The organism is Sulfuricurvum sp. (assembly GCF_023229695.1).
Classification (GTDB): domain Bacteria; phylum Campylobacterota; class Campylobacteria; order Campylobacterales; family Sulfurimonadaceae; genus Sulfuricurvum.
In genome coordinates this window covers 58,809-85,437 of sequence record NZ_JALNYS010000001.1, presented here as the reverse complement: position 1 = coordinate 85,437, position 26,629 = coordinate 58,809, and the positions used below count along the sequence as shown (strand labels likewise).

The 26,629-nt window shown below is 48.8% G+C and carries 29 protein-coding genes, 1 other RNA gene and 1 pseudogene; 20 read left to right on the top strand and 11 right to left on the bottom strand.

Going from position 1 to position 26,629, the window contains the following annotated elements:
* Position 1 precedes the first annotated feature (1 nt).
* From rpsC to rpsJ, 8 genes are read right to left on the bottom strand one after another with little or no spacing between them, the layout of a single operon-like run.
* Positions 2 to 712, bottom strand: a complete 711-nt coding sequence (gene rpsC / locus M0P91_RS00440; RefSeq protein ID WP_295062907.1) for a 30S ribosomal protein S3 — start codon at positions 710 to 712, stop codon at positions 2 to 4.
* Positions 713 to 714: 2 nt separating this feature from the next.
* A complete protein-coding gene (gene rplV / locus M0P91_RS00435) occupies positions 715 to 1,032 on the bottom strand; it encodes a 50S ribosomal protein L22 (protein ID WP_295062904.1) in 318 nt (105 codons plus the stop codon).
* Positions 1,033 to 1,041: 9 nt separating this feature from the next.
* Positions 1,042 to 1,323, bottom strand: a complete 282-nt coding sequence (gene rpsS / locus M0P91_RS00430) for a 30S ribosomal protein S19 (protein WP_295062901.1) — start codon at positions 1,321 to 1,323, stop codon at positions 1,042 to 1,044.
* A 3-nt stretch (positions 1,324 to 1,326) separates the two neighbouring features.
* On the bottom strand, positions 1,327 to 2,166 hold the full coding sequence (gene rplB, locus M0P91_RS00425; protein WP_295062898.1) for a 50S ribosomal protein L2: 840 nt from the start codon (positions 2,164 to 2,166) through the stop codon (positions 1,327 to 1,329).
* 1 nt (position 2,167) lies between these two features.
* Complete coding sequence (locus tag M0P91_RS00420) at positions 2,168 to 2,449, bottom strand: 50S ribosomal protein L23 (protein WP_295062896.1); 282 nt, start codon at positions 2,447 to 2,449, stop codon at positions 2,168 to 2,170.
* Position 2,450: 1 nt separating this feature from the next.
* Positions 2,451 to 3,065 (bottom strand): 50S ribosomal protein L4, encoded by a 615-nt coding sequence (gene rplD / locus M0P91_RS00415; protein WP_295063405.1) that lies wholly within the window; start codon positions 3,063 to 3,065, stop codon positions 2,451 to 2,453.
* Positions 3,062 to 3,637: a 50S ribosomal protein L3 gene (gene rplC, locus M0P91_RS00410; RefSeq protein WP_295062893.1), complete on the bottom strand. Its 576-nt coding sequence runs from the start codon at positions 3,635 to 3,637 to the stop codon at positions 3,062 to 3,064. The genes rplD and rplC overlap by 4 nt, the downstream gene beginning before the upstream one ends.
* 10 nt (positions 3,638 to 3,647) lie before the next feature.
* Positions 3,648 to 3,959, bottom strand: coding sequence for a 30S ribosomal protein S10 (gene rpsJ, locus M0P91_RS00405; protein WP_013459053.1), 312 nt, complete (start codon positions 3,957 to 3,959; stop codon positions 3,648 to 3,650).
* 173 nt (positions 3,960 to 4,132) lie between these two features.
* On the opposite strand from rpsJ, the gene M0P91_RS00400 reads away from it, so the two are divergent.
* Positions 4,133 to 5,197, top strand: a complete 1,065-nt coding sequence (locus M0P91_RS00400) for an ATP-binding protein (RefSeq protein WP_295062890.1) — start codon at positions 4,133 to 4,135, stop codon at positions 5,195 to 5,197.
* A gap of 166 nt (positions 5,198 to 5,363) precedes the next feature.
* Here the strand turns inward: M0P91_RS00400 and M0P91_RS00395 are convergent, their stop codons facing one another.
* Positions 5,364 to 6,032, bottom strand: a complete 669-nt coding sequence (locus M0P91_RS00395; RefSeq protein ID WP_295062887.1) for a TIGR04219 family outer membrane beta-barrel protein — start codon at positions 6,030 to 6,032, stop codon at positions 5,364 to 5,366.
* 70 nt (positions 6,033 to 6,102) lie between these two features.
* Between M0P91_RS00395 and M0P91_RS00390 the strand changes: the two genes are divergently transcribed.
* Positions 6,103 to 6,651 carry a ribonuclease HII gene (locus M0P91_RS00390; protein ID WP_295062884.1) on the top strand — a complete coding sequence of 183 codons (549 nt, stop codon included), beginning with the start codon at positions 6,103 to 6,105 and terminating at the stop codon, positions 6,649 to 6,651.
* A 38-nt stretch (positions 6,652 to 6,689) separates the two neighbouring features.
* The gene (locus tag M0P91_RS00385) at positions 6,690 to 6,923 is read left to right on the top strand and encodes a hypothetical protein (RefSeq protein WP_295062881.1); all 234 of its coding nucleotides are present in this window, start codon (positions 6,690 to 6,692) and stop codon (positions 6,921 to 6,923) included.
* Positions 6,924 to 6,978: 55 nt separating this feature from the next.
* Here M0P91_RS00385 and ffs read toward each other — a convergent pair.
* Positions 6,979 to 7,076: signal recognition particle sRNA small type (ffs, locus tag M0P91_RS00380), an RNA gene on the bottom strand.
* Positions 7,077 to 7,314: 238 nt separating this feature from the next.
* Between ffs and M0P91_RS00375 the strand changes: the two genes are divergently transcribed.
* The 17 genes and pseudogenes from M0P91_RS00375 (at position 7,315) to M0P91_RS00295 (ending at position 24,906) form a co-directional block, all read left to right on the top strand.
* On the top strand, positions 7,315 to 8,103 hold the full coding sequence (locus M0P91_RS00375; RefSeq protein WP_295062879.1) for a hypothetical protein: 789 nt from the start codon (positions 7,315 to 7,317) through the stop codon (positions 8,101 to 8,103).
* A complete protein-coding gene (locus M0P91_RS00370) occupies positions 8,054 to 9,091 on the top strand; it encodes a spore photoproduct lyase family protein (protein WP_366934038.1) in 1,038 nt (345 codons plus the stop codon). The genes M0P91_RS00375 and M0P91_RS00370 overlap by 50 nt, the downstream gene beginning before the upstream one ends.
* Complete coding sequence (locus M0P91_RS00365; RefSeq protein WP_295062874.1) at positions 9,073 to 9,762, top strand: SDR family oxidoreductase; 690 nt, start codon at positions 9,073 to 9,075, stop codon at positions 9,760 to 9,762. The genes M0P91_RS00370 and M0P91_RS00365 overlap by 19 nt, the downstream gene beginning before the upstream one ends.
* A gap of 69 nt (positions 9,763 to 9,831) precedes the next feature.
* On the top strand, positions 9,832 to 11,238 hold the full coding sequence (fliD, locus tag M0P91_RS00360) for a flagellar filament capping protein FliD (protein ID WP_295062872.1): 1,407 nt from the start codon (positions 9,832 to 9,834) through the stop codon (positions 11,236 to 11,238).
* A 195-nt stretch (positions 11,239 to 11,433) separates the two neighbouring features.
* The gene (gene pseB, locus M0P91_RS00355; RefSeq protein WP_295062870.1) at positions 11,434 to 12,441 is read left to right on the top strand and encodes a UDP-N-acetylglucosamine 4,6-dehydratase (inverting); all 1,008 of its coding nucleotides are present in this window, start codon (positions 11,434 to 11,436) and stop codon (positions 12,439 to 12,441) included.
* Entirely contained in the window at positions 12,438 to 13,565 is a 1,128-nt protein-coding gene (gene pseC / locus M0P91_RS00350; protein WP_295062868.1) for a UDP-4-amino-4,6-dideoxy-N-acetyl-beta-L-altrosamine transaminase, read from the top strand. Before pseB ends, pseC begins: the two co-directional genes overlap by 4 nt.
* The gene (gene pseF, locus M0P91_RS00345; RefSeq protein WP_295062865.1) at positions 13,565 to 14,260 is read left to right on the top strand and encodes a pseudaminic acid cytidylyltransferase; all 696 of its coding nucleotides are present in this window, start codon (positions 13,565 to 13,567) and stop codon (positions 14,258 to 14,260) included. The genes pseC and pseF overlap by 1 nt, the downstream gene beginning before the upstream one ends.
* A complete protein-coding gene (gene pseG / locus M0P91_RS00340) occupies positions 14,257 to 15,120 on the top strand; it encodes a UDP-2,4-diacetamido-2,4,6-trideoxy-beta-L-altropyranose hydrolase (RefSeq protein WP_295062863.1) in 864 nt (287 codons plus the stop codon). Before pseF ends, pseG begins: the two co-directional genes overlap by 4 nt.
* Positions 15,117 to 15,596: a UDP-4-amino-4,6-dideoxy-N-acetyl-beta-L-altrosamine N-acetyltransferase gene (gene pseH, locus M0P91_RS00335; protein ID WP_295062860.1), complete on the top strand. Its 480-nt coding sequence runs from the start codon at positions 15,117 to 15,119 to the stop codon at positions 15,594 to 15,596. Before pseG ends, pseH begins: the two co-directional genes overlap by 4 nt.
* Positions 15,577 to 16,611: a pseudaminic acid synthase gene (gene pseI, locus M0P91_RS00330; protein ID WP_295062857.1), complete on the top strand. Its 1,035-nt coding sequence runs from the start codon at positions 15,577 to 15,579 to the stop codon at positions 16,609 to 16,611. The genes pseH and pseI overlap by 20 nt, the downstream gene beginning before the upstream one ends.
* A complete protein-coding gene (locus M0P91_RS00325) occupies positions 16,593 to 17,603 on the top strand; it encodes a hypothetical protein (protein WP_295062854.1) in 1,011 nt (336 codons plus the stop codon). Before pseI ends, M0P91_RS00325 begins: the two co-directional genes overlap by 19 nt.
* Positions 17,600 to 18,574 (top strand): Gfo/Idh/MocA family oxidoreductase, encoded by a 975-nt coding sequence (locus M0P91_RS00320; RefSeq protein WP_295062851.1) that lies wholly within the window; start codon positions 17,600 to 17,602, stop codon positions 18,572 to 18,574. Before M0P91_RS00325 ends, M0P91_RS00320 begins: the two co-directional genes overlap by 4 nt.
* Positions 18,567 to 19,868, top strand: a pseudogene (locus tag M0P91_RS00315) (DegT/DnrJ/EryC1/StrS family aminotransferase). Before M0P91_RS00320 ends, M0P91_RS00315 begins: the two are co-directional and overlap by 8 nt.
* Entirely contained in the window at positions 19,865 to 20,407 is a 543-nt protein-coding gene (locus tag M0P91_RS00310; RefSeq protein WP_295062848.1) for a GNAT family N-acetyltransferase, read from the top strand. Before M0P91_RS00315 ends, M0P91_RS00310 begins: the two are co-directional and overlap by 4 nt.
* Entirely contained in the window at positions 20,404 to 21,537 is a 1,134-nt protein-coding gene (locus M0P91_RS00305) for an N-acetyl sugar amidotransferase (protein WP_295062845.1), read from the top strand. The genes M0P91_RS00310 and M0P91_RS00305 overlap by 4 nt, the downstream gene beginning before the upstream one ends.
* The gene (locus tag M0P91_RS00300) at positions 21,534 to 22,889 is read left to right on the top strand and encodes an amidase (RefSeq protein WP_295062843.1); all 1,356 of its coding nucleotides are present in this window, start codon (positions 21,534 to 21,536) and stop codon (positions 22,887 to 22,889) included. The genes M0P91_RS00305 and M0P91_RS00300 overlap by 4 nt, the downstream gene beginning before the upstream one ends.
* Positions 22,882 to 24,906: a 6-hydroxymethylpterin diphosphokinase MptE-like protein gene (locus tag M0P91_RS00295; protein WP_295062840.1), complete on the top strand. Its 2,025-nt coding sequence runs from the start codon at positions 22,882 to 22,884 to the stop codon at positions 24,904 to 24,906. The genes M0P91_RS00300 and M0P91_RS00295 overlap by 8 nt, the downstream gene beginning before the upstream one ends.
* A 29-nt stretch (positions 24,907 to 24,935) precedes the next feature.
* On the opposite strand, the gene M0P91_RS00290 is transcribed toward M0P91_RS00295, so the two are convergent.
* Positions 24,936 to 26,390, bottom strand: a complete 1,455-nt coding sequence (locus M0P91_RS00290) for a flagellin B (protein WP_295062837.1) — start codon at positions 26,388 to 26,390, stop codon at positions 24,936 to 24,938.
* Positions 26,391 to 26,629: the final 239 nt, after the last annotated feature.

The following is a 26,629-nucleotide window of genomic DNA, read 5'->3' as shown; positions in this document are numbered from 1 at the left end:
ATTATTTAGCCTTTCTGCGTGGACGACGTTGTTGATCATCGCCGCGCTCTTCATTTTGTTCTTTTGCTTCCGGTTGGATCCCTTTAGTGAGAACCTCACCTTTGAAAATCCAGACTTTGATACCGATTACACCGTATGTGGTGTGCGCTTCAGCAAAGCCGTAATCGATTTTTGCACGAAGGGTGTGCAACGGTACGCGCCCCTCAAGGTACCATTCCGTACGAGCGATCTCGGCACCGCCAAGACGACCTGCTACGGATACTTTGATCCCTTTTGCCCCTGCACGTTGTGCATTTTGCATAACTTTTTTCATTGCGCGGCGGAATGCAACACGTTTTTCAAGTTGAGTAGCCACGTTTTCAGCAACCAATTGGGCTGAAGCTTGCGCACGCTTCTCTTCTTTAATATTAACGGCAACCGGTTTTCCGATAAGGTTTTGCAAAGAAGTTTTAACCTTCTCGATATCAGAACCTTTTTTACCGATGATGATACCCGGACGCGCAGCAATGATCGTAACGCGAAGGCGTTTCGCCGTACGCTCGATCACGATGTTGCTCACACCCGCGTAGTAGAGTTCTTTTTTCAAATAAGTTCGGATTTTGTGATCTTCACCTAGGGAAACCGCAGCTGTTTTAAAGTTAGGAAACCAACGAGATTCCCAGTTGCGGTTGATACCAAGACGAAGTCCGATAGGATTAACTTTATGACCCATAATTATTTACCCTCTACTTCTACCAAAATGTGTGCTGTCGGCTTACGGATTCCTGATGCGGTACCACGTGCACGCTGAGTGAAACGTTTAAGTACCGGACCGTTGTCGACGCGGCATGATTTGATAACACAATCTTCCGCTTCGCTACCGCTGTTAGCAACTGCGGATGCAACCACTTTAGCAATAATTTTTGCCGCTTTATTAGGGGTGAACTCTAACGCAGCCAATGCTTGTTCAGCATTCATACCCTGAACTTCGCGAGCGATCAAACGAGATTTAGTCGGAGATACGCGAACGAATTTTAATAGTGCTCTTGCCATATCTCTTCCTTATTTCCCGATTTTCTTCTGTACAGAACCTTTATGGCCCTTAAACGTACGTGTTGGTGCAAATTCACCAAGCTTGTAACCAATGTGGTTTTCCGTTACGAAAACCGGTACAAACTGACGGCCATTATGGACGGTGAACGTTAAACCGATCATATCTGGCAAGATCACGCTACGGCGTGACCATGTTTTGATTGGTTTGTTGCTTTTCGTCTCTTTGGCAGCAATCACTTTTTTCATAAGGTGTCCGTCAACGAACGGCCCTTTTTTTACTGATCTAGCCATACTCTACCTCTTCGGATTTGATTTACGGCGAGTAATAATCAATTTATCACTTGCTTTCTTCTTACGTGTTTTAGCACCTTTAGTCGGTTTACCCCATGGAGTAACCGGGTGACGTCCTGAATTCGTTTTACCTTCACCACCACCGTGCGGGTGATCGATAGGGTTCATCGCAGAACCACGCGTCTGAGGACGGATACCCAAGTGACGTGAACGTCCGGCTTTACCGATTACGATGTTGATAAACTCTTCGTTACCGACAGTACCGACAGTCGCCATACATTCGCCAAGAATGTAACGCATTTCGCTTGACGGAAGACGTACGGATACGTATTTCCCTTCACGCCCCATGATTTGAGCAGAAGTTCCCGCTGAACGGACGATTTGTCCCCCTTTGCCCGGCTTAAGCTCGATATTGTGAACCGTAGTCCCCACAGGGATGTTCATCAACTTCATCGCGTTACCCGCTTTAATATCCAAACCGCTCTCAGCAGCAGCGATAACATCACCCACTACCAAACCTTTCGGCTGAAGGATATAACGCTTGTCCCCGTCAACATAATTGACAAGGGCGATACGGCAGTTACGGTACGGATCGTATTCGATTGCTGCAACAGTACCGGCAATACCCAATTTGTTACGTTTGAAGTCGATGATACGGTAAAGCTTTTTCGCTCCCGCCTCTTTATGGCGTGATGTGATACGACCGTTGCTGTTACGACCTGCATGTGCCGGAAGTTTTGTCAACAATGAGCGAACCGACGCTTTTGCCGTGATATCCGAGTTATCGACGTTTGTCATAAAACGTCGGCTCGGTGTGGTTGGTTTATACGTTTTGATCGCCATATTACACCGCCAAACTATCGATTTGTGCGCCTTCTGGCAATTTCACATAGAACTTTTTAAAGTCGTTTTGTTTACCAGCAAGACCACGGAAACGTTTTACTTTTCCGCTTTGGTTCAAAGAGTTAACACGAGACGGAACAATTCCGAAGTACTCTCTGAACACCTCTTTAAGGGCGTTTTTAGTCATACGCGTAGACGTTTGAACTACAATTACACCCTCTTCTTGAAGACCGAGAGTCTTCTCTGTATACAGGATTGATTTAATATCAGTAATATCTGCCATCTTAGCTCTCTTTAGTCAGATTTTCCCATACCGCTTTTTCGATTACTACCGAACGGTATGTCGCAGCCAAAAAGGCGTTGAGTTCATTCTCTTCAACCACATAGGTAGAAGCAATGTTGCGGAATGCAAGATAGGTTTTCTCATCGAGAATCTTTTTCACCAATAGCGCATCGCGAACGTTCAACGTATTGAACAATGCCAATGCGTCTTTTGTTTTACCGCTTGGAACTTCGATCGAATCAACGATGAACAGTTTCCCGGCAGTTGCCAAAGCATCCAATGCACATTTAAGTGCCAATTTCTTTTGCTTTTTATTGATCTTCTGATCGTAGTTACGACCCGTGTTTGGACCGTGAGCGATACCACCGCCAACCCAGATAGGGGAACGGCGAGAACCGGCACGAGCGCCACCCTTGCCTTTTTGAGCCCATGGTTTTTTACCGCCGCCACGAACTTCAGCGCGAGTTTTCGCAGAAGCCGTATTTGAACGGATACTCGCTTGATACGACTTAACGTACAAGTAGAGATTGTGCGGGTTGATACCGCTAAAGCTCTCAGGCAATGCCAATTCAGAGGCTTTTTCGAATTTTTCGTTCAGTACAATCGCGCTCATTATTTAACAACCTTTACTCGACCTAGCGCACCGTTTGCACCCGGGATTGAACCCACGACAACCAGTACACCGTTTTGTGCGTCATATGACATGACTTCGTTTTTAACGGTTACTTGCTCGTTACCGTATTGACCCGACATTTTACGCCCTTTTTGGACTTTACCCGGCCATTCGCGGTTACCGATAGATCCACCCGTACGGTGGAAACGGTGACCGTGTGCACCCGGTCCGCCGGCAAAATTCCAACGTTTCATAACGCCGGTAAAACCGCGACCTTTTGTTTTGAATGCGCTCTTAACGGTTTTAGCATCCGCCAAAGGATTCATATCCAAATCGCCTGCTTCTGTATTAGCAACTTCCAATGTAGCGAATTTGTTGAATTCAGCAGAAAGGTTATATTTCTTTTGCTGACCTTCAATCGCTTTATTGGCTGCCTTACCTTGGCTATACGCTACAAGCGCTGTACCTTCGTTCACTGAACAAACTTTTACTTCTTTTACTTTTAAAAGAGTAACCACTTTGCTCGGAACGCTAATCGTTCGGCTCATGCCGATTTTTTCTACAATGTATTCCACACCCTACTCCTTACTTGTCCATAGAGCGAACTTCTACGTCCACTTCCGGAGCCAAGTCAAGCTTCATTAATGAATCAACGGTATCCGGCGTAGCCGATACGATGTCGATCAAACGAGCGTGCATACGAATCTCAAATTGCTCACGTGAGTCTTTATTGACGTGCGGAGATTTAAGAACCGTATACTTACGAATCTTGGTTGGCAAAGGGATTGGGCCGCGAATTTCCGCACCCGTTCGCTTTACAGCTTCTACAATAGAGGCAACTGAACGATCAAGAACACGATGATCGTATGCTCTAAGTTTCAAACGAATCTTTTCCATAATGTTTTCCTTAAATAAAGAACTCGTCAGTATCATCTGACTATGATAAGGCAGCGAAATTATATCGACTTACCCCCATTGGGTCAAGCATTTTAGGTACGAAAAGTCATTTTTATCTATATTTTATTTCCTTTTAATAAGGAAGCTATGTTTTTTAGGTTATTATTTTCTCTATGAATACTTTACTTGATGAATATTATCGCTACGATCTGCACAATAGCGGCTACATAGAGAGAAAATGTACCTTATCGGAAAGCAGCACTTCCGTAATCGGCGTCGCCCAATCGGGGAAAACGTCTCTGATCAAACACTACCTCCTCTCCCATAAGAAATCGACTTACCTTTATCTCGATTGTCGAGACATGCGTATTGACCCCAAAGTGTTTAATACACAACTCGAATCATTTTGCCGTGAAAACAAAATCTCGATACTCGCTCTCGATAATTATCGTGAAGATATCCACCTTTTTGAGATGGAACAGACGATTATTGCTACCGAATACCCGATTGAAACCCCATTCGAACTTCTCGAACTGAATTTGCTGGATTATGAAGAGTTTCTCGCTTTTGAGCCTAAATTCGATTCAACGGCGCTCAACCATTTTTTTCAGCTCGGTGGTTTTCCGGCTATGCATCGCGTTACGGCGGAAGAGCGGCCCCTCTATCTTCAGAAAATTCTGATGCGTGCTTTAACCGATATCGAGCTTGCCATCGTCATACAAGCCAGTAAAATGGTGACCCAGAAAGTCTCGGCTTTCAATCTGTACGAACGGCTAAAAAGCGAACGGAAGATTTCCAAAGATAAACTCTATCACTCGCTTCAAATGCTACTGCAAAAAAAATATCTGTATGGGTTGGAGAAGTTTAACCACCCGAGTGCCATTCAGAAGCTCTATCTTTGCGATATCGCGATCAAGCATGCCCTTAATCTCCAGAAACACTTTGGAAGGCTGTTTGAAAATCTGATTTTTTTGGAATTGGTCAAACATCGCATTCGATGCTATTACGATGAGGGGATCGATTTTTACCTTCCGGAACGGAGGCAGATTGTGCTGGCACTCCCGTTTGCCAACGAACACGCTTTGTTTAAAAAAGTAGAAGGGCTGGAGGGGTTTATCATTACAAACGGGGTACGCGAAGTGATTGCCGTAACAATGAATACGGAGAGTTCCCTCTCCCACCCGATCGCCCTTATTATGATGGTACCGTTTTCGATGTGGGCTTTGGGAGAGGAGTAGTCACGGCCGTTTATTTTAAAAATTGACCTTACGCACCTTCTCTAAACACGTGCGAAAAGGTTAGTAATCTCCCGCATCCGACAGATGCGGGTAGCTTTAGGGGGGTGCAGGGGACAAATTGTCCCCGCCACTTTACGGGCTATGAGCGAAAAGTGCATAACATCAGTTAAAAACTATAGCCGACTCCGACAAACGGCCCTTTAAAGGCGACGTTTGATGTGATATCAAAACGGTCCTTCACCTCAATTGATTCGTAACGGTAACCGGCTTGCGCCTGAAGACCCGCTAGAACATTCCATACCGCTTTCACCCGTGCATCGGTGAGCGAATCACCGCTAAATCCGATGTACTTGACGCTTCCCGAAAAACTGATCGGCATTGCGGGGATACTTACGGCAGCACCTACGTATCCCATCGGGATGACCTGATTGAAATTTTCGTTGGCCTTCCCTTCAATTTTACCGTCTAGTACTTTGAAGGAGACCCCAATATCTAAATCAACGATATTGTCCAATATTTCATAATAGGGGGTAACGTCAAGCTGCTTGAAGGTTACTTTATTCGTTCCTAACACCGAATCCGAACCGCTAAAAGAGGTATCGGGGGTATAATCAATACGAAGATTAGGGAGCATCGGAACCGGGTGTTCCAAATAGAGCCCGATTTGATATGCCGACTCTTTGTCGCTGGCAAAATTGGTCGAGGTCGTTTTATATTTAAAATCCCCGCTTGCACTCGGAGCATAATAATCAACCTCCGCACCGAACCCTAAAAGAGTCGCCGCCGATGCAGCACTTACACCCAGACATAACGCCAATAAAGCTGATTTCATCATGATAAGTCCTTATTTTTTCATATCATATCGAATTTACGGGTAAAATTTCACAAATATCAGTGGAGTGTTCATGCAACTATGTGGAATTGATGAAGCGGGACGGGGGCCGTTGGCGGGCCCTCTTACTATCGCGGGGGTCATCTTAAACCATCCCATCAAAGGGTTGGCAGATTCTAAAAAACTGACCGAAAAAAAACGGGAAATACTTTTTGAGGAAATATGCCTCACGGCAACCTATCATATCGTCCGCTTCGATGCATCGCAAATCGATACGATGGGTCTTTCGGCGTGCCTAGCCCAAGGGCTGCGCGAAATTATGGAGCGTATCGGCGAAGCGGAATATCTGTATGACGGAAACTCCGCTTTTGGCGTAAGCGGCTTGAAAACAATGGTTAAAGCCGATGCTACCGTCCCCGAAGTGAGCGCCGCATCGATTTTGGCCAAAGTGAGCCGTGACCGGGAGATGGTAGCCCTGAGTCCGCTCTATCCCGAATACGGTTTTGAAGGGCATAAGGGGTACGGTTCGGCCTCCCATATCGAGGCAATCCGCCGATTCGGATACTGTGATATCCATCGCAAAAGTTTTAAACTTAAATCGTTGCAACCATCACTCTTTTAAATTCCGATCGCTATAATCTCACGAAAAAAGGGGACTCTATGGTTTCTCTCACCCATTTGGAAGCGGCCCTTGCCGCCGTTGACGCCGAAGTCAAAGCACTGTTGTACAATCAGTCTCTTTCTCTTAATGAAAAAGATGAAAAAATGCTCCCCCTCTTGCGGGAGAGCAAAGTCCTGAAACAAGCCTATGAAGATCTGTGTTATTTAAAAGCAAATCCGCCCAGCAGTACAACCGGATGCAAAGCGGGACAATATCGTGAATCGGAAAAGTAAAAAAAGATTAAACGGGAAAATTGATAATCAAGGGATGGATGTTAAATCGGGAGACTCCCTCCCAGATACCTGCGGCACAAAACACGTATAAGTGTGCTGCTGTATTCCTACCCTGACACGCTGCTTACACGCACCCTTGCACAGGTCTAGAAGAGAGAACCGAAATTATACTCTATTTAACTTAAAAAATGTTGTTTTTGTTTTACGCACTTTTCGGGCGAAGTCCGTAAAGTGGCAGGGACTAAAGTCCCTACAACCCCCTGAAGCTTCCCGCATCTGTCAAATGCGGGAGATTACTAACCTTTTCGCACTTTTTTAACTAAAGTGCGTCATAGCAGATCACAACACACAAAGCCAATGTAAAAATTACTAATAATGGTACAATACTTCCATGATTTACCTCACTTGTGCCCTCGATGCCGAAGCCAGACCGCTCATAGAACATTACCGCCTCAAACGTGATTATACGCTTCCCTATACTTTTTATAAAGGGGATGGTATCCTTTTGCTGGTCACCGGAATCGGCAGGAGCAATGCGATGCTTGCGTTAAGTGCCCTGATGGGGTATCGTATCCCCACAAAGGACGATCTCCTGATCAATATCGGAATTTGCGGTGCACCCGATACCTATCGGCTCGGCGAAGCACTCCTGATTCACCAGATTATGGATACGGATCGTTCCTACTATCCCGATATTCTCTACCCCCATCCATTACGGGAAACGGGTCTGATGTGCGTTGACACTCCCGTCTCTTCCCCATGTTTATCCCCTGTCGATATGGAGAGCGGGGGGATATTTCAAGCCGCTTCCCGATTTTTAAAACTGCACCAAATGGCATTTATCAAAATCGTTTCTGACCATTTTGAACCCCATAAAGTGACCAAAGAGGGGGCAATTCATTTGGTAAAATCGCATATTCACACGTTAGAATCCCTGATCGCTTCGCTCCAAAAGGTCTCTTCCGATCCCTCACTGTTTACTCCGGAAGAGATGGAGAAGATCGGCGAATGGAAAACCCATTTTACCGTTTCCCAGGGGGTAAAGCTAGAGGAGGCCCTCTTCTATTTCCGGCTCAAAATCCCAAAACGCCCCCTCCCGTTTCCGACAGACCCCATCCCGACTTCCAAACGTGAAAGGAGTACGCTGCTTGAAACCTTTATCGCCCACCTCACCGCCTAAGCTTTATTCCCATTTATACGTTGAAAAAAGGGTTTTAAATCACCCGCAAACCCGTTTTATTATGGAAAAATTCGACCGCTCCGCCATTGTTCTGATTGACCATTATAAAGAGGTTTTCAACCGTCCGAATCAAAGTTTTGCGGCCCAAAGCGACTCCAAAAAACTGATTCTTGCCCATAAGGATGGGAAGTTTCTCCATGAGGGGTCCCAGTACAGCGACGGGTTTGAACATCCCCAATTTTTTTACGCTTCCAGTATTATGGGATGTTTATACGACTGTGATTATTGCTACCTGCAGGGGCTTTACCCTTCGGCGAATACCGTCCTCTTTGTCAATCTGGAAGATGCGTTCGAACAACTTCTCCCGTATCTGGATAAAGACACCCTGATCGCGACCTCGTACGATACCGATACCCTTGCCATCGAATCGCTTACCCGTCAAACACTGCTCTGGCTTGAGTTTGCAGAGAATCAGAAGAATCTTCATCTCGAAATTCGGACCAAAAGCGCCAACTTTAAACCCCTTAAAAAGATGAAGCCCAACCAACGGGTCATCCTCGCATGGACCCTTTCGCCGCAGAAAATTATCGATCGCTACGAACACGCCACCCCCTCGCTGGCGCAACGGCTCCGTGCGATCAAGGAAGCGGTGGAAGCGGGGTGGAATGTCCGCGTCTGCATCGATCCGGTCATCTATACCGATGCGTTTGAAACCCTCTATCCCGACCTCATCGATATCTTGTTTCATCACATCGATCCCTCGACAATCACCCATCTCACACTGGGGAGTTTCCGGATGAGTACCCCTCATCTGCGCGCACTCAAAAAACTGCACCGCAGTGATGTCGCGTTTTATCCTTATGAAGTATCCGATGATATGGCAACCTATCCCGAAACCATCGAATCCACGATTTTAGAGACACTGGTTGCCAAGGCACGAACCTATTTGAACGAAGAGAGGATACGGACATGGCAACGGCAATCGTAACGGGATCAAGCTCGGGCATCGGAGAGGCGATTTCCCGGATGTTTTTAGGGGAGGGGTATCACGTCATCGGAATCAGCCGCCGTAGAGGAACCATCGAACACCCCGCGTTTGAGCATCTCGCATGCGACTTAAGCAATGGGGGATCGATCGACGCAATCACGCAACACCTCCTGAAAACAAAAGAACTTGCCGTATTGGTCAATGCCGCCGGATTCGGACGCTTCGAACCCCATGAAGAGCTCTCCCCCAAAACTATCACCGAGATGATTGCGCTCAACCTTACCGCACCGGTGCTACTGACCAATCTCCTGCTGCGCCACCTCAAAACAACGCAGGGGACCATCATCAACATTACCTCCATCGAAGCGACACGCTCCTCGAAATTTTCAGCCCTCTACAGTGCTACCAAATCCGGACTCCGGGCGTTCGGGCACAGTCTGTTTGAAGAAGTTCGCACGAGCGGAGTTGCGGTGGTAACGATCAATCCCGATATGACCGATACCCCGTTTTTTGATCCGCTTCGCTTCGGTGTCGGCGAAGATGACGACACCAAACTCCTGGCTACCGATATTGCCCAAGCGGTTCAGAACCTCCTTACGATGCGCCAAGGACTCAGTATCACCGATCTCACGATTCGGCCCCAGCGATTTGGCATTCGTAAAAAATGGTGATACGAGAGCTACAGATTTGAGTATTTCGGTCGATATAGTTATACAATCTACAAGGTAAAAGGATTTACCATGGCTGGAACCATTAATTCACTCGGAATCGGCTCCGGGGTTTTGACATCGAATATTATTGATCAGCTGAAAGCGGCCGATACGGCGGCGCTTGTTACGCCGATTGACAGTAAACTGCTTTTACAAAAACAAAAAGACGGAGCTCTAAGCCTTTTGAGCAGTCTCCTCTCCACATTCAAAAGCAGTGCAAATGCACTTGGAGACAGTTCCCTTTATCAGGGAAGAACCGTCTCGGGAAGTAATGACTCCGTAAGTGTCACGGCAAGTGCCGGGGTTGCGGTGCAATCGTTTTCCATTGCAAATACCCAAATGGCACTCAAAAATGTAAAAGAGTCCGGAAGCTTTGCCGCTACAACCAACAGTATCGCTACGGGAGCTGGCAGTATGGGGCTCACCGTCGGGGGGGTCGTGTACAATATTGATTATACCGCTTCAACGACGCTGGAAGATCTGAGAGACTCCATTAATAACGTAGCGGGGACCAGCGTCAAAGCTTCCACGTTGCAAGTAGGAGCTAACGATTACCGTCTCATTCTGACATCGGCTCAAACCGGAGCGAATCAGACGATTTCTCTTACCGATTCGGTAGGGGGGGCGTTGGATACCAAATTGCTTGCGTATGACGTGGCAACCAATCCGACCGGAATGCAAGAGATTCAAGCGGCTCGGGATGCTACGTTTCAATACAACGGTATCACCCTTACCCGAAGTACCAATACCATTACCGATGTTACTCCCGGTATGACCATTAACCTTCTCAAAGATGCCGGGAGTGCCAATATCTCTATCGCGCAGGATACGCAGGCCATCACCGATTCGATGAGTTCATTTGTCCAGAATTACAACTCTTTAACGTCTCAATTGACGATGATGACGACGACGGATGTCGCTGCGGGGAAAGTGGGCATTTTTAACGGAGACAGTACGATCAATACCATCACACGCGAAATCAACCGGCTCGTCACCTCAGTCAATAAAGACGGATTGTCCCTCGCCCAATTCGGGATCGATCTGACGGAAAGCGGGACAATGGTTTTAAACAGTGCCACCTTCACCACCAAATTTAAAGAGAACACGACCCTCTCCGAAACGTTTTTCAGCGGTATGACCACGGTCAACAGCAGCGGAGGGACCAATAAAGTAGATGGCTTATTTACCTCGATGGATACATTGCTTTCCAATTATACAAAGTCGAACGGGATTATGGATACCCTGACGACCGGTTCGGCCAACGAAATGAAATCGCTCAATGAAAATAAAAAACGGGCTCAAACGCTATTGGAGGCGCGGTACAACTCGATGTCGGCCAAATTTGCCCAATACGATTCCATGATAAGTCGACTCAATAATCAGTTTAGTTCTCTGCAACAACAAATTAGTATGGCGGTCAATGGGACAAATAACTAACTGATGTTACACACTTTCCGGGCAAAGCCCGTAAAGTGGCAGGGACAATTTGTCCCCTGCACCCCCCTAAAGCTTCCCGTATCTTTCGGATACGGGAGAACCTTTTCGCACGTGTTTAGAGAAGACGCGTAAGGTCAGTAACTAAGATTGGTATTAATTTTGCTTTATTCATCCATCTAGGTCAATAGGACGCATATGCTAAACGGAAAGAATATTCTGATTACCGGCGGAACCGGGAGTTTCGGAAAACAATTTGTCAAAACCATTTTAAAACATTACCAACCGAATAAAATCATTATCTATTCCCGCGATGAACTCAAGCAATATGAGATGGCGCAGCGGTTCAATGATCCGTGTATGCGCTATTTTATCGGTGACGTACGTGATCTTCCCCGCCTTGAAAAAGCGATGAGCGGAGTCGATTACGTCGTTCACGCCGCCGCACTCAAACATGTCCCGATTGCCGAATACAATCCGATGGAAGCGATCAAAACCAATATTAACGGTGCCCAAAACGTCATCGATGCATGTTTACGCTGCGGTGTGCACAAAGTGATTGCCCTATCGACCGATAAAGCGGCCAGTCCGATCAATCTGTACGGTGCCACCAAACTCGCATCGGACAAACTCTTTGTCGCGGCCAACAATATCACCGGAGGAAACCCGATACAGTTCTCCGTCGTCCGATACGGCAACGTCATGGGATCACGCGGTTCCGTCATACCGTTTTTCCAAAAACTGATCGATCAGGGGGTCAGCGAACTCCCCATCACCGATGAACGGATGACCCGATTTTGGATCACCCTCCAAGAGGGGGTTGATTTCGTCCTCAAAAATTTTGAGCGTATGCAGGGAGGGGAGATCTTTATCCCTAAAATTCCCTCCATGAAAGTGGTCGATGTCGCCGCCGCAATGGCGCCGAATATTCCTCATAAAATCGTCGGCATACGTCCCGGAGAAAAAATGCACGAGGTGATGTGCCCTCGGGATGATTCGCACCTGACCCTTGAGTTTCATGACCATTACGTCATTAAACCGAGTATTCAGTTCACCCATACCATTGATTATACCCTCAACCATTGCGGTGAAACGGGCCTCCCCGTTGCCTACGGGTTCAAATACAGTTCCGACAGCAATGGCGAATGGCTAAGAGCACAGACACTTCTTGAAAAAATTTCCCTTACCGAGAGTGAAGAAAAATGATCCCCTACTCTACCCAACTGATCGAAGAGGATGATATCGCTGCGGTGGTGGAAGTTCTGCGCAGCTCCCACCTCACTCAGGGGGCAAAAGTCGAAGAGTTTGAAGAGGCGATTTGCCACTACATCGGTGTACGCTATTGCGTCCTTTTTAATTCAGCCACTTCGGCCCTGCACGGTGCTTATGATGCCTTGGGGCTTCGTGAGGAGGATGAGATTATTACCACCCCGATCAGTTTTGTAGCAACGTCCAATATGGCAATTTCTCTGGGTGCCAAACCGGTCTTCTGCGATATTAAATCCGACGGCAACATCGATGAAAATCGGATCGAAGCCCTGATAACACCAAAAACAAAGGCTATTGTCCCCGTCGACTTTGCCGGCAAACCGGTCGCGATTGAGTCGATCAACGCCATTGCCAGAAAACACAATCTTCGGGTGGTTGAAGATGCGTCGCATGCATTCGGAAGCGACATCAACGGTAAAAAAATCGGTTCATCCGCCGACATGACCGTTTTCAGTTTTCATGCGATCAAGCCGATCACTACCGGTGAAGGGGGAGCCGTAGTCACCGATAATGCCGAATTCGCTGCCAGACTCCGACTATTCCGTTCCCACGGCATCATCAAAAAACAGCTCTGGAATTCCGATATGGTCAGTTTGGGACACAATTTTCGCCTTACCGAATTTGCCGCAGCCTTGGGACTCTCCCAACTCCACAAACTGGATCGCTTTATCAATATACGCGAAATGATTTCCCGCTATTACGATGAACGCTTCGAAGGTCAAAGACTCTTTTCTACCATCCACATCGACCCGCTGGAACAAAGTGCACGTCACCTCTATCCCCTCTTGCTGGTACCGGAACTGTTTTGTGTGAAAGAGGAGATATTTGCCGAACTTCAGCAACGCGGTTTGGGGATGCAGGTCCATTACAAGCCGATTTATCAAAACAGTTTTTACAAAGAGCGCTTCGGTGTGATGCGGCTGCCCGAAAGCGACCATTTCTATCGTGCCGAGCTCTCCATCCCCTGCAATCATAAAATGACGATGGAAGATGCCAAAACGGTCGCCGACACGGTACTCGAAGTGATCGAAAAATACGCCTACCGAGGATGCAGTTTCTAATGCGTATCGCCATTATCCCCGCACGCGGCGGCAGCAAACGGATCCCCCGCAAAAATATCAAAAATTTTGCCGGCCTTCCCATGATCGCATACAGTATCCAAGCGGCACAACAAAGTGCGCTGTTTGATAAAATCATCGTCTCCACCGACGATGAAGAGATCGCCGATATCGCACATAGCTTTGGGGCTGAAGTCCCCTTTCTCCGTCCCAAAGAGCTGAGTGATGATCATACGGCCACCATCCCCGTCATTGCCCATGCAATCCAAACACTGCAGCAGCAGGGGGATGATATCGAAGCGGCCTGCTGTATCTACGCAACCGCACCGTTTATCCGTGCTGAAGACATTGCCGATGCCTATAACGCCCTGATTTCCCGTCAAAAACGGTACGCTTTCCCCGTCACGACGTTCCCTTTTCCGATCTTTCGGGGGGTAAAACGGGACGAAGAGGGAAATATCGAAATGTTTTGGCCCGAACACTTTGCAACCCGGAGTCAGGATCTCCCTGAAGCGTACCATGACGTCGGGCAGTTTTACTGGGGGACTCCCGATGCGTGGCTGAGCGGTACACCGATTTTTTCCGATGCGGCGACGACCATTGTCCTTCCCCGCCATCTCGTGCAGGATATCGATACCCTGGAGGATTGGACAAGGGCCGAATTGATGCATCGGGCACTTTTTCTCTCCCACGCATGAATCTCCTGATCCGATCCGACTCCTCCAGCCAAATCGGGCTGGGACACATTATGCGCGATCTCGTCCTCGCGGAAACCTATTGCGGTGCAAACATTACGTTTGCCTGCCGGGATCTGCCGGGAAATATCATCGATAAAATCCCCTATCCCGTCCATATCCTCTCTTCCGACACCCCCGAAGAGCTGATAGAAATAATCCGTGTCCATGCTATTGACATGGTGATTTTTGACCATTACGGTATCGATGCGGCGTATGAGAAAAGGGTCAAAGAAGAGACCGGAATCACCCTCCTTTGTCTGGATGACACCTATCAGCCTCACCACTGCGACATCCTCCTGAACCCGAATCTGTATGCTCAGAGCGAACGGTACGGATCGCTTGTCCCGGAATATTGCGAACTCCGGTGCGGGGTTTCGCTGATCCGTAAAGAGTTCAAAATCGCCAAACAGCATCCGAAACCACCGATCGATACCCTCTTTATCGCTATGGGGGGGAGCGATCCGGCCAATCTTTCCGGCCAAATTCTGGAGGTGCTTGCGTCCGATACGAAGATTCACCTCGTGACGACATCCTCCAATCCCCATCTCGAAACGTTGCAACGCTATACGGCACGGTTTCCGAATCTGCAGATCCATCTCAATGCCGGCAACATCGCCGAAGTGATGCAGCAGTGTTCGTTTGCCATCATCACCCCAAGCTCCATTGCCCAGGAGGTGATGTTTATGGGGCTCCCCTTTATTGCCGTCCAAAGCGCCGACAACCAAAAAGAGTTTACCGCCTACATGCAGCGCGAAGGGCTGAGCGTGATGGAGTCGTTTGAGCCGAACGCTTTTATCGCCTTGCTGGAGCGGTTGCAATGATCCGCCTCATCCCTTTTGGAGATATGGATGATACCCGGAAGCGGATGGTCTTATCCTGGCGAAACCACAATAACGTGCGTATTTGGATGGTTCATCACGATATAATAGCATTGGATACGCATCTTCATTTTATCCAATCCCTCGAAAAGCGGCCCGATAAAGCCTATTTTCTGGTGCAACGGGATGAAGAGTATCTCGGAGTGATCGATTTTAACGCCATCACCCACGATTCCGCCGAACTGGGCATCTATGCCAATCCCGACTTGCATCGCGTCGGGACGATTCTGATGGAGACGCTTCTGGAGTATGCGTTTAACACGCTCAACCTTACACGGTTGTATGCCAACGTATTCAGCGATAATATTCGGGCTAAACATTTATACGAAAAATTCGATTTTACGGAAACCGGCCGCATCACCTCTGAGGGGCGGGAAATGATTTGTATGGAGCGTACACATGAACATCGGACACCATAAGAGCGACGAAAAAGTCTTTATCATCGCCGAACTCTCCGCCAATCATAACGGCTCATTGGAGACGGCACTCAAAACGATTACCGCCATGAAAGCATCCGGTGCCGATGCGGTAAAACTGCAAACCTATACCCCCGATACGATCACCCTCGATTGTGATACCGAAATGTTCACCATCGCTCAGGGGACGTTGTGGGACAAACGGAAATTTCATGATCTTTATGCTGAAGCGATGACCCCGTGGGAGTGGCATGGAACCCTTTTCGAACATGCCAAAAGTCTCGGAATGGAGACATTCTCGTCTCCATTTGATCCCACTGCCGTTGATTTTCTCGAAAGTTTAAACGTTCCCGCCTACAAAATCGCCAGTTTCGAAATTACCGACATCCCCCTGATCGAATATACCGCCTCCAAAGGCAAACCGATCATCATCTCTACGGGAATTGCGACACTGAGCGATATCGAGGATGCACTCGATGCGTGTCACCGGATGGGAAACGCTTCAATCACCCTGCTCAAATGCACCTCCGCCTACCCCGCACCGCTTGAGGAGATGAATCTCCTCACGATTCCCGACATGCAAAAGCGTTTCGGTGTGGCCGTCGGACTAAGCGACCATACAATGAGCATCGCCGCCCCGGTAGCGGCCGTCGCTCTGGGGGCACGGGTAATTGAAAAACATTTTATTCTCGATCGCAAAATGGGGGGAGCCGACAGCGCATTCAGTCTGGAACCGGCCGAATTCAGGGCAATGGTCGATGCCGTGCGCGATACCGAACGGCTTTTGGGGAGCGTCACCTATGACCTTTCGGAAAAAAGTCTCAAATCGCGCGAATTTTCCCGCAGCCTTTTTGTCGCCGAAAACGTCAAAACCGGAGAAATGCTCACCCGTGCCAACGTCCGTTCGGTTCGTCCGGGATTTGGAATGGCCCCAAAATATCTAAACGCCGTTCTCGGAAAACGTTTCATTCGCGACCTCCCCAAAGGGACACCTCTCTCTTGGGAGCTGATCGGGTGACCTTTGCCGTTATCTCCCATGATGCCGGGGCATCGGAACTTCTCTGTGCTTTTATCCGCGAACATCAGAGTGCGGCGCAATGGCATATTTTCGCCGCGATCCCAAGCCCGATGGCGACGATCTGTGAACGCAATGCTCTACCGCTCATCCCGATAGGAGATGCCGCCGAACAGCTCGAAACGCTTCGTCCCGACGCCTTGCTCTTCGGAACGGGATGGCAAGAGAGGGTAGAGCGCCCCTATGTGCGCTACTGTAAAACGCATCACATCCCGACGGTCGCTTTTCTGGACCACTGGAGCAACTATCGGGAACGGTTCGGATATCCGGAGGCGGAGTGGGAAATGAATCTGGGAGACTTTACGGCCCTCAGTGACGAGAAAGCCTTTGGGCTTGCCGTTGAGCTGGGGCTTCCCCATCCCGTTGCCCTCTCCAATTATTATCTCCTTCATTTTCTGGATGCGGCGCAAAAACGTTCCGTTTCCCCCAACGAAAACCTCCTTTTTTTAAGCGAACCGACGGATGCGGTCGCCAAACGAACCTACGGCGATCCGAATTACTGGGGATTTACCCAATACACGGCACTCGAAGATATCTTAAAAAACTTTGAGCGCTTCGGATGCCGGGGGCTCACCGTCCGCCTCCATCCGAGTGAAACCTCATCGGGATACAAAGCGCTGCTGAAAAAATATCCCCATATCCGTGTCCAGATCAACGATGCGAAAACCTTTGCGCTGACCGACCAGCTTCTGGCCGCAAAACTCATTATCGGCTTCGATACGATGGCACTCTACAGCGCAGCGTTACTGGGCAAAGCGGTCGTGTCCTATCTCCCTTCCGTCAAACGGGAGTTTTTGCTCCCCCTCCCTTCCGACAGACAACTGCGCGATCTGCAAAGGTTTACAAAGGCCCATTGCGATTCAATCCGTCTCACCCTCGGCACATTCGGCATGGATTTTGCTTCTTTTACCCATCTGCTCAAAGGGGAACAATGATACGCTGTGCACTCGTCGGATGCGGCAATATGGGAGGTTTTCTCGATTCGCCGGAAGATCTCCATATTGTCACCCATGCCCATGCCCTCGCCGCTCACCCGGATACCCTTCTCGTCGCCTGCTGTGACCCCGATGCGAAGCAGCGTCAACGCTTTCGGGAGCGATGGGGTGAAACGATAAAGCCCTACGCTTCGCTTCAGGAGATGCTGCAACACGAAACGATCGATCTTCTCATCATCAGTTCTCCGACGCCGTTTCATGCGGATGCGCTCAAGCTGGCCCTCAATTCTCCCGCCGTGCACACCGTCATTTGCGAAAAACCGTTTGTGGAGACGCAGCAAGAACTCGATGAGCTTCTTCCGATCATCTTTGATGGCAACAAACGGCTTCTTATCAATTTTATGCGCCGGTTCGACCCCTCCATCCGCAAAGCGGCGGCGCTTCTGCATGCCAAAGAGCTGGGAGAATTGCGCCATTTTCACGGAACGTTTACCAAGGGGCTCTACCATAACGGTTCGCATATGCTTGAACTGATCGAGCATCTGTGCGGTCCCATCCTAAATCTCACCGCCATCCGCTCCGAAACGATCAAGGATGACTTTTACGGCTCATTTTTTCTCGAAACCCCCCAATGCAGAGGAACTCTCAGCAATGAAACGGGAGACCACTACGCTCTTTTTGAGCTCACCGTTGTCCTTTCACGGGGGCGAATCCGTATTCTCGATTCCGGGCACACCATTATCATCGATACCCTGACCCCCTCAAAACGCTACAGCGGCTATACCAACCTCACTCCGACACATACTCTGGAAGAGACAATGAGTGCCAATACCCTGAACACTTTGAACTTTGCTCTCACAGAGGAACTCGCACCCCTACTCTCCCACCACCTGAAGCTGAGCCAAAAGCTTCTGGATATTAAAACCGCTTTGCACGACCATCTCACGTTACATTGGAGTCCGCATGTCTAAATTAGCCCTCTTGGGGGGAGAAAAACTCCGTTCCACCCCATTTCCCGCCTACAATACCATCGGAGCAGAGGAAGAAGAAGCGGTCCTGCGCGTCCTGCGCTCCGGTAAACTCTCCACCTTTTTAGGAACCTGGCACAGCGATTTTTACGGCGGCCCCGAAGTGCGTGCCCTCGAATCGGAATGGGCAGCGCATTTTAGAGTCAAACATGCCATCAGCGTCAACTCCGCCACCAGCGGCCTTTAGGCCGCCGTCGGTGCGTGCGGGATCAGCCCGGGAGATGAGATCATCGTCTCCGCCTACACGATGAGCGCCTCCGCGACCGCCGCTCTCGTCTACGGGGCCATCCCGATTTTTGCCGATATCGAAGAAGAGTATTACTGCCTCGATCCCCGCTCCATCGAATCAAAAATCACCCCCCGGACCAAAGCGATCATTGTCGTCGATATCTTCGGACAACCCTACGACCGTGATGCGATCAACGCCATTGCCGCAAAACACAATCTCTACCTCATCGAAGATACCGCGCAAGCTCCCGGGGCGATGCTGGGGGGTCAATACGCCGGAACCCTCGGAGATATCGGCGTTTATTCGCTCAACTACCATAAACATATCCATTCAGGGGAAGGGGGCATTATCGTCACCGATGATGATGCCCTAGCCGAAAAACTCCGGCTGATCCGCAACCATGCCGAAGCGGTCCTCTCGGCCAAAGGGATCAGCGATAAAAGCGAACTGGTCAATATGGTCGGATTCAACTACCGGATGACCGAAATCGAAGCGGCTATCGCACGGGAGCAGCTCAAAAAACTTCCGACGCTTCTTGCACAGCGTCTTGAAAACACCGCCTACCTCAATGAAAAGTTGGCACAAGTCCCCTGTATTCTCCCCACTAAAATCAGAGAAGGGGCCAAACACGCCTTTTACGTCCATCCGCTCCAATTCGACGCCGAGATCGCACAGATGCACCGCAACCGCTTTATTGATGCCATCAAAGCGGAGCTTCCGCCGACTCTACTACGCGAAGAATCGACCGTGCTTCTGAGCTACGGCTACGTCAAACCGCTCTACCTTCAACCCCTCTATCAGGAAAAAATTGCCTTCGGACGGGACGGATTCCCGTTCACCCTCAGTGACGTCACCTACCCCAAAGGGCTCTGTCCCGTAACTGAAACCATGCATTATGAACGCCTTGTAACCCACGAATTCATGCGCCCCGGAATGAGCCGATCGGATATGGACGATGTCATCCATGCCTTTGAAAAAGTCTGGGAAAACCGGGACGAGTTGTTATGATCTTGCAAGGAAAACAGATCTATTTACGTCCGATTGAACCCGACGACGCACAGGGGGATTACCCCAATTGGCTCAACTACCCCGACGTCTGCCGCTACAATTCCCACGGCGAAACCCTCTATACACGGGAAATGGCCCGCTCTTATATCGACCGTGTCACCGCCGATCCCTCCCAGCACGTTTTCGCTATCTGTTTGTCCGAAAACAACCGCCATATCGGAAATATCTCCCTTCAGCAGATATCCTTACGAAACCGAAATGCCGAATTGGCCATCCTCATCGGCGATCCTTCAGTTTACGGCCGTGGAATCGGCTATGAAGCGGGGAAACTTCTCCTCGATTATGCGTTTGGCGTTTTAAAACTGCACCGCGTCTATTGCGGTACCCACGGTGAAAATAGTGCAATGCAGCGTCTTGCCCTCGCATGGGGAATGACGCTAGAGGGGAAACGGCGTGACGCTATTTTCAAAAACAAAAAATTTGCCGATGTAGTGGAATACGGTTTATTAGATAATGAGTATCAAAAGGATGAATCATGACCAAACCATTAAGTACGACAGAAACACCGCCCAATCGGTACGGTGAACCTTTATACAAAGATTATTTACAATACTGTACCCGCTGCTGCATGCCCAGTTCGAATGAAGGGATGCAGTTCGATGAACTCGGCATCTGCCTTGCCTGCCGGGCACAAGAGCAGAAAATGCGCATCAATTGGAAAAAAAGCGAAGCGGTATTACGAGATGTCCTCCAAAGCTACAAAGAAAAAGCGGGGGATAATTATGACTGTATCATCCCGATCAGCGGGGGGAAAGACAGCGTATTTCAGCTCCATGTCCTCAAAAAAGTGTACGGTATGAAACCCCTTGCCGTGACGTTCAACCACAACTGGTATTCGGAAATCGGCAAGTATAATCTCGACAATGCCCTTGAAAAACTCGAAATCGATCACATCATGTTTACCCCCAACAAAGCGCTGGTCAAGAAGCTCTTTGTCAAATCGTTTTACAAAATCGGCGATTCGTGCTGGCACTGCCACGCGGGCGTGGGGGCATTTCCTCTCCAAATCGCCGTCAAATTCAACATCCCCCTCCTTATCTGGGGCGAATCGGTATGCGAGAGCAGCGGACGGGCCGATTTTAGGGACAATGTACAGAAATTTGACCGGGATTATTTCACCAAAGTATCGGCGAAACTTTATCCGGAACAAATGATCGATGAGGAGATTACCCGCAAAGATCTCAAACCGTTCGAACTCCCGAGCTACGAAGAGATCGAACGAGTCGGAGTGGTCGGACTGCATTTAGGAGATTACCTCTTTTGGGACGATGAACGACAAATGGAATTCATCAAAAAAGAGTATGGATGGAAAGAGGAACATCGTCCCGGCCATTACAAAGGGTTCAAAGGAAATGAATGCAAATTCGAAACGCTGCATGACCACATGAAATTTGTCAAACGGGGATTCGGACGGGGAACCGATCAGGCCAGTGCCGATGTACGCGCCGGGCTCCTCACACGCGAAGAGGGGTTTGAAGTGGCCAAAAAATACGACCTGCAGCGTCCCGCCTATCTGGATGAATTTTTGGATATGGCCCATATCACCGAAGAGGAGTACCATAATGTCCTCAAGGCGATGCGTCAAGGAAAATTCAGAGAGTCACTATGAGAACATTAAGCGATCTAACAGCTACCGAACTCTTAAAGCTAATGAAGGAAGGGGAAACAACCCCAAAAGCGATAGCAGATGCCTGTTTGGAGGTCATTCGTACCCTTGACCCTCTTATCAACGGATGGGAATTTATCGATGAAGCGGTCATTCAGGCACAACTTGAGAAAATCAGCGGATATACCCAAAGCGACTACCCTCTTCTGGGAATCCCTATCGGTGTCAAAGATATTTATAATACCTTTGATATGCCGACCCAAATGGGATCGCCTCTGTGGAAAGATTTTACCCCCGGTAACGATGCGCGCATCATCCATTACCTTCGCCGTGCGGGAGCACTCATGCTGGGGAAAACCGTTACCGCCGAATTTGCCGTCCATTATCAAGACAAAACACGTAATCCCCATGACCTTTCCCGCAGTCCGGGAACCTCGTCAAGCGGCTCGGCCGTTGCCGTAGCAACAGGGATGGTTCCAATCGCATTGGGGAGTCAAACCGCCGGATCGATCGGAAGACCGGCAAGCTACTGCGGTATTTACGGATTTAAACCGACCTTTGGGGTACTCCCCCGCATCGGGGTCCTCAAAACAACCGATTCATTGGATACGCTGGGGTTTTTCACCCGAAGCGTCGATGATGTGGAACTGATGTTTGAGGCCGCACGGGTTCACGGAGAAAATTATGAATTTGTCCATCGCTACATCGATCAGTATCAAACCGATCCACAGAAAATTTTTCGGATCGGGATTGTAAAACACCCCAAATGGGATCTGGCCACCCCTTATGCGCAACAACAGTTCGAAACGTGGTGCGCGCAGCTGAAAGACCCGAGGCTGGAAGTCAAAGAGGTCTCGTTACCGCCATTTTGCGACTCCATTCACGCCACCCATCAGCTGATTTACGATAAATCCCTCGCCTATTATTTTAAAGACGAATACGCCCGACATGAACTGATGAGCCCCATTTTTTACGACATTATTCAAGCAGGGGAGAAAATTACCAAAGAGGAGTATACGCAGGCGATTGAAAAACAATCGCGTGAAACGGTTGCGTTTACAAACTGGATGGAAGATTACGATATTCTCCTCACCCTATCCACCGCCGGTGAAGCGCCGATCGGCCTCACGACGCCCGATATCCCCGATGCCAATCTCATCTGGACTTATCTGGGGTTACCCATTGCAACTTTACCGGTTTTAAAAGGGGAAAACGGACTCCCCCTCGGTATAAATGCCGTTGCACGAAAATATAATGATAAACTGCTGATTGATTTCCTGCACCATTGTCAACATATCGGTCTGCTTGGCGATATCCGCCCCCATACACCTCAATATAAGGATTCCAATGAGTGAAACGTTTACCCCTCTTCACCCCGTTCTCGAAAAAAACCTTCAGGCTCTTTTTCATATCAATCCCAAATTAGCCGGAAAACTGTTTCAAATACAGACCAATACCCGGTTTGAAGTGTTTCAGGGGAAAGATCTGGCCGATATCAACATACTGGATATCGAACTGCAATCGTTCATGTACGCCAACCCGATCAGCGATACTCTGCTAAAAGCGCAAATGATTCGCGAAGGGGATTGCCTCCCCTACCGCTATGTATACGGAATCGGTACCGGCGTCGTCCTCCAGATGATCCTAAGTGACGAGTGGCTTAAATCGGTCCTTGTCATCGAACCGAATCTGGAGCTGCTCTATATTGTCACCCATCTGTTTGATTTTTCAGAAGCGCTCCAAACACGCAAATTGGTGCTGGAACATGCGGAGGATTTTGATTTTGTCAAAGCCTCCTATCTCATCTCCAATTCCAATGCACAGCTTTTCGCCAAACTGTTCAAGCTTGAATACGTTTCGAACTATTATGAACACTTTTATATGCCCAATATCCTTGAGATCAATAAAATCCTGATCAAATCCTTTGAAGTCACCATTATCGGGTATGGAAATTCGGCGGAAGACACCCTGATGGGGATCGAGCACCACGTCCGAAATCTTCCCGCGATGCTTGAGGGGCCTCAACTCAATTCGCTCCTGAGCCTAACCTACCCCAAAACGGCCATCGTGGTCTCAACCGGGCCGAGTTTGACCAAACAAATTCCGTTGTTGAAAAAAATCAAAGATTACGTCACCATCATCAGTGTCGACGCCAGCTTCCCCATTCTCGAAAAGCACGGGATCAAGCCGGATTTTGTCACCGTCCTGGAACGGATCCCCGAAACGGCCAATTTTTTTAAAAACAATGCCCCAGAATTCCAAGAAGGGGTCCATTTTGTCTGTGTCTCCATCGCCCATCAGGAGGTATTGGACGCCATCAAACACGGTACCAAAATTTTGGAAATGCGTCCCCACAGCTATACCCACTTTTTTGAGCTCAACCCATACGGATATTTGGGGATCGGGATGAGTGCCGCCAACCTTGCCCATGAGTTGGCCATTGCGCTGCAGTTTGAGCAGGTGATATTGATCGGTCAGGATTTGGCTTTCGGACGGGACGACACGTCGCATGCCAACGACCACTTTTTCGGCGTCAACGAAGAGAAAGTCGAAGGGCACGATATCTACACCGAAGCGTACGGGGGAGAGGGGGAGATTCGGACAACGATGTATTGGAATATGTTCAAAAGCTATTTTGAACGGGCGATCAATATCAGCAAATCCTTTATCCAGACCGTCAATTCAACCGAAGGGGGGGCACGTATCCCCGGCGCGACCGAACTTTCTTTTGCCGAGGCGATCGAACGCTACGTCGATTTTTCCACCCCGAAAACCCCTTTTACCATCCCCAATACCCCGGTGCAAGAGTCTCTCCAATACAAAAAACAGATGATTGAAAAGATCAATGTATGGCTGCAAGATACCGTCAACCGTCAAGAGGTGATTGAAGAGACCTTTATGGACGTTCAGGAAGCTTCGGAAAATTTCATCATCCTGCTAGAAGAGCACCGGTTAGAAGAGATCACCGTTGAAAAACTCTCCCCCCTCATGGATAAAGTCGATACGATCAAAGCCTATTTGGGCGAACCGATCTTCAAACAGCTCTATTACGATATTCTCCAATCGATGCTGCTCCATTTCGAACTCGATTTTGTGAAAATCGAAGTGATGCCGGTAAAAGATGAAGAGGATATCAAAGCAAAAATGATCAGCTGGCTCCTCGCCCACCGCTATTGGCTCTTTACCTTCGCCGGAGGGATTGACGCGGAACGCGAAATTGTTTTGCGTGCCATACAGTCATGGCCGGAGGAACTTCAAAAACAGGTGATTATTCCGAAGAAGAGAGAGATAGCGATCGATGAAGCAAAATACGAAGAGCTTATGGCGAAATTTAAAGAGCAGATGGCTCAAAGGTTTAAATTCGAACAGTAAACTCCATTCTCAAGAAGAGAGAGTTGAAACTACTGCAGTAGTTTCAACACGTTTTGCTGCACCGCATTCGCCTGACTCATCGCATACGATCCCGATTGGGCAAGGATATTGAATTTGGAGAAATTCGCCGACTCCGCCGCGAAATCGACGTCACGGATTTGAGATTCCGCCGCTTTGATATTAACCTGACCGCTTGTGATATTGTTCACGGTAGAGATCAGCTGATTTTGAACCGATCCGAGGTCTGAACGGATTTTATCGAGCAATTTGGTCGCCGATTCGGCAATCGTCATCGTCGCCATCGCGCCGCGAAGTGATGTTACCCCCGCTCCGATACCGGTTGAGACATCCCCCAACGCCGACGAGTAGGCGTTCGCCCCGATCGCATTGGCATCGGTGGATTCGATATTCCCCCGGACACTTTGAAGATTCAGAACCGAAGCGGCCAGAGCGGAGACTCCGATACCGTCACCCGAAACCTTGATCGCACGGGCATCCAGACGCGAAAGGGTCAATTTCCCGAGGTTCTCCCCTTCCGTAATCCCTCCGACCGCAATACCCGATACGTTAATCGCACGCCCGTCAAGAGATTTTAAATGCAAAACACCGCCTTGATCCACCGACGCTTCAACTCCGGTCAAATCTTTAACCGCATTGATCGCATTCACAACCTGCCCGTCAGTATCGTTCGCTTTGGCACTCGTAATATCCCCGATGACGATACCGTTGATCGTAAGACCCGAGATACTCCCCGCTGCAATAGCGGCAGACATAACGGTCTCAACACGGTACGATGCACGTACCCCCGTCTGATCCGATACGTTGTTGATCGCATCGGCCACTTTGTTGATCCCGTTGGCCGCACCGTTACTGACGATTACCGCTGCCAAAGCAACCGATTTACTCCCGGTACTAAAGGTCAATGAGACCGGCCCTTCCGTCGACATCGAGACACCCGTTGCAAACGTCGAAGCACCGATTTTACTCGACGTCGTATTTCCGATCGACGCGGTCACCGTCTGGTTGCTGTAGGCACCGACTTGGAACTCTTTGTTCGTAAACGAACCCGCAAGGAGATTTTGTCCATTATATGCAGTCGTATTCGCAATATTGTCCAAAGACTCCATCAAACGGTTAATATCGGCCTGAATCGCTTTACGCGATGTGGTTGTCTGACCGTCTTGCGCCGCTTGCGTCGCTTTGGTTTTAATCGTATCGAGCAGTTTAATCTGCTCATCCATCGCTTTATCAGCAATCTGTACGATACTGATTCCGTCGTTCGCGTTCGCAATCGCCTGACCGAGGGAACTCGCCTGTGAACGGAGCGCATCCGCAATCGCCATACCCGAAGCGTCGTCTGCCGCCGTATTAATACGAAGGCCCGAGGAGAGCTTAGAGAGCGAACTGTCGATATTACGATTATTCATTGTCGCGTTAGCGTGGGCATTCATTGCCGTACTATTGGTATTAATTCTAAATCCCATAATAAATCCTTCTTTGGTGGTTTCGCGTCCATGCGCTTTTCAAATACTATTCCTATAAAAGCAAAAAGAGTTCCATAATTGACAAAAATGCAAATTGATCAAATTTTTTGAAAAAAATGGCTAATACCGTCTATCTTTAAGTGTACATACGCATTTTGTCATCCCGTACTTGATACGGGATCCATTTCTTGCATTGGATTTTGTGTCGTAGCACGGAATGACGAGAGTATGCCTAGTTA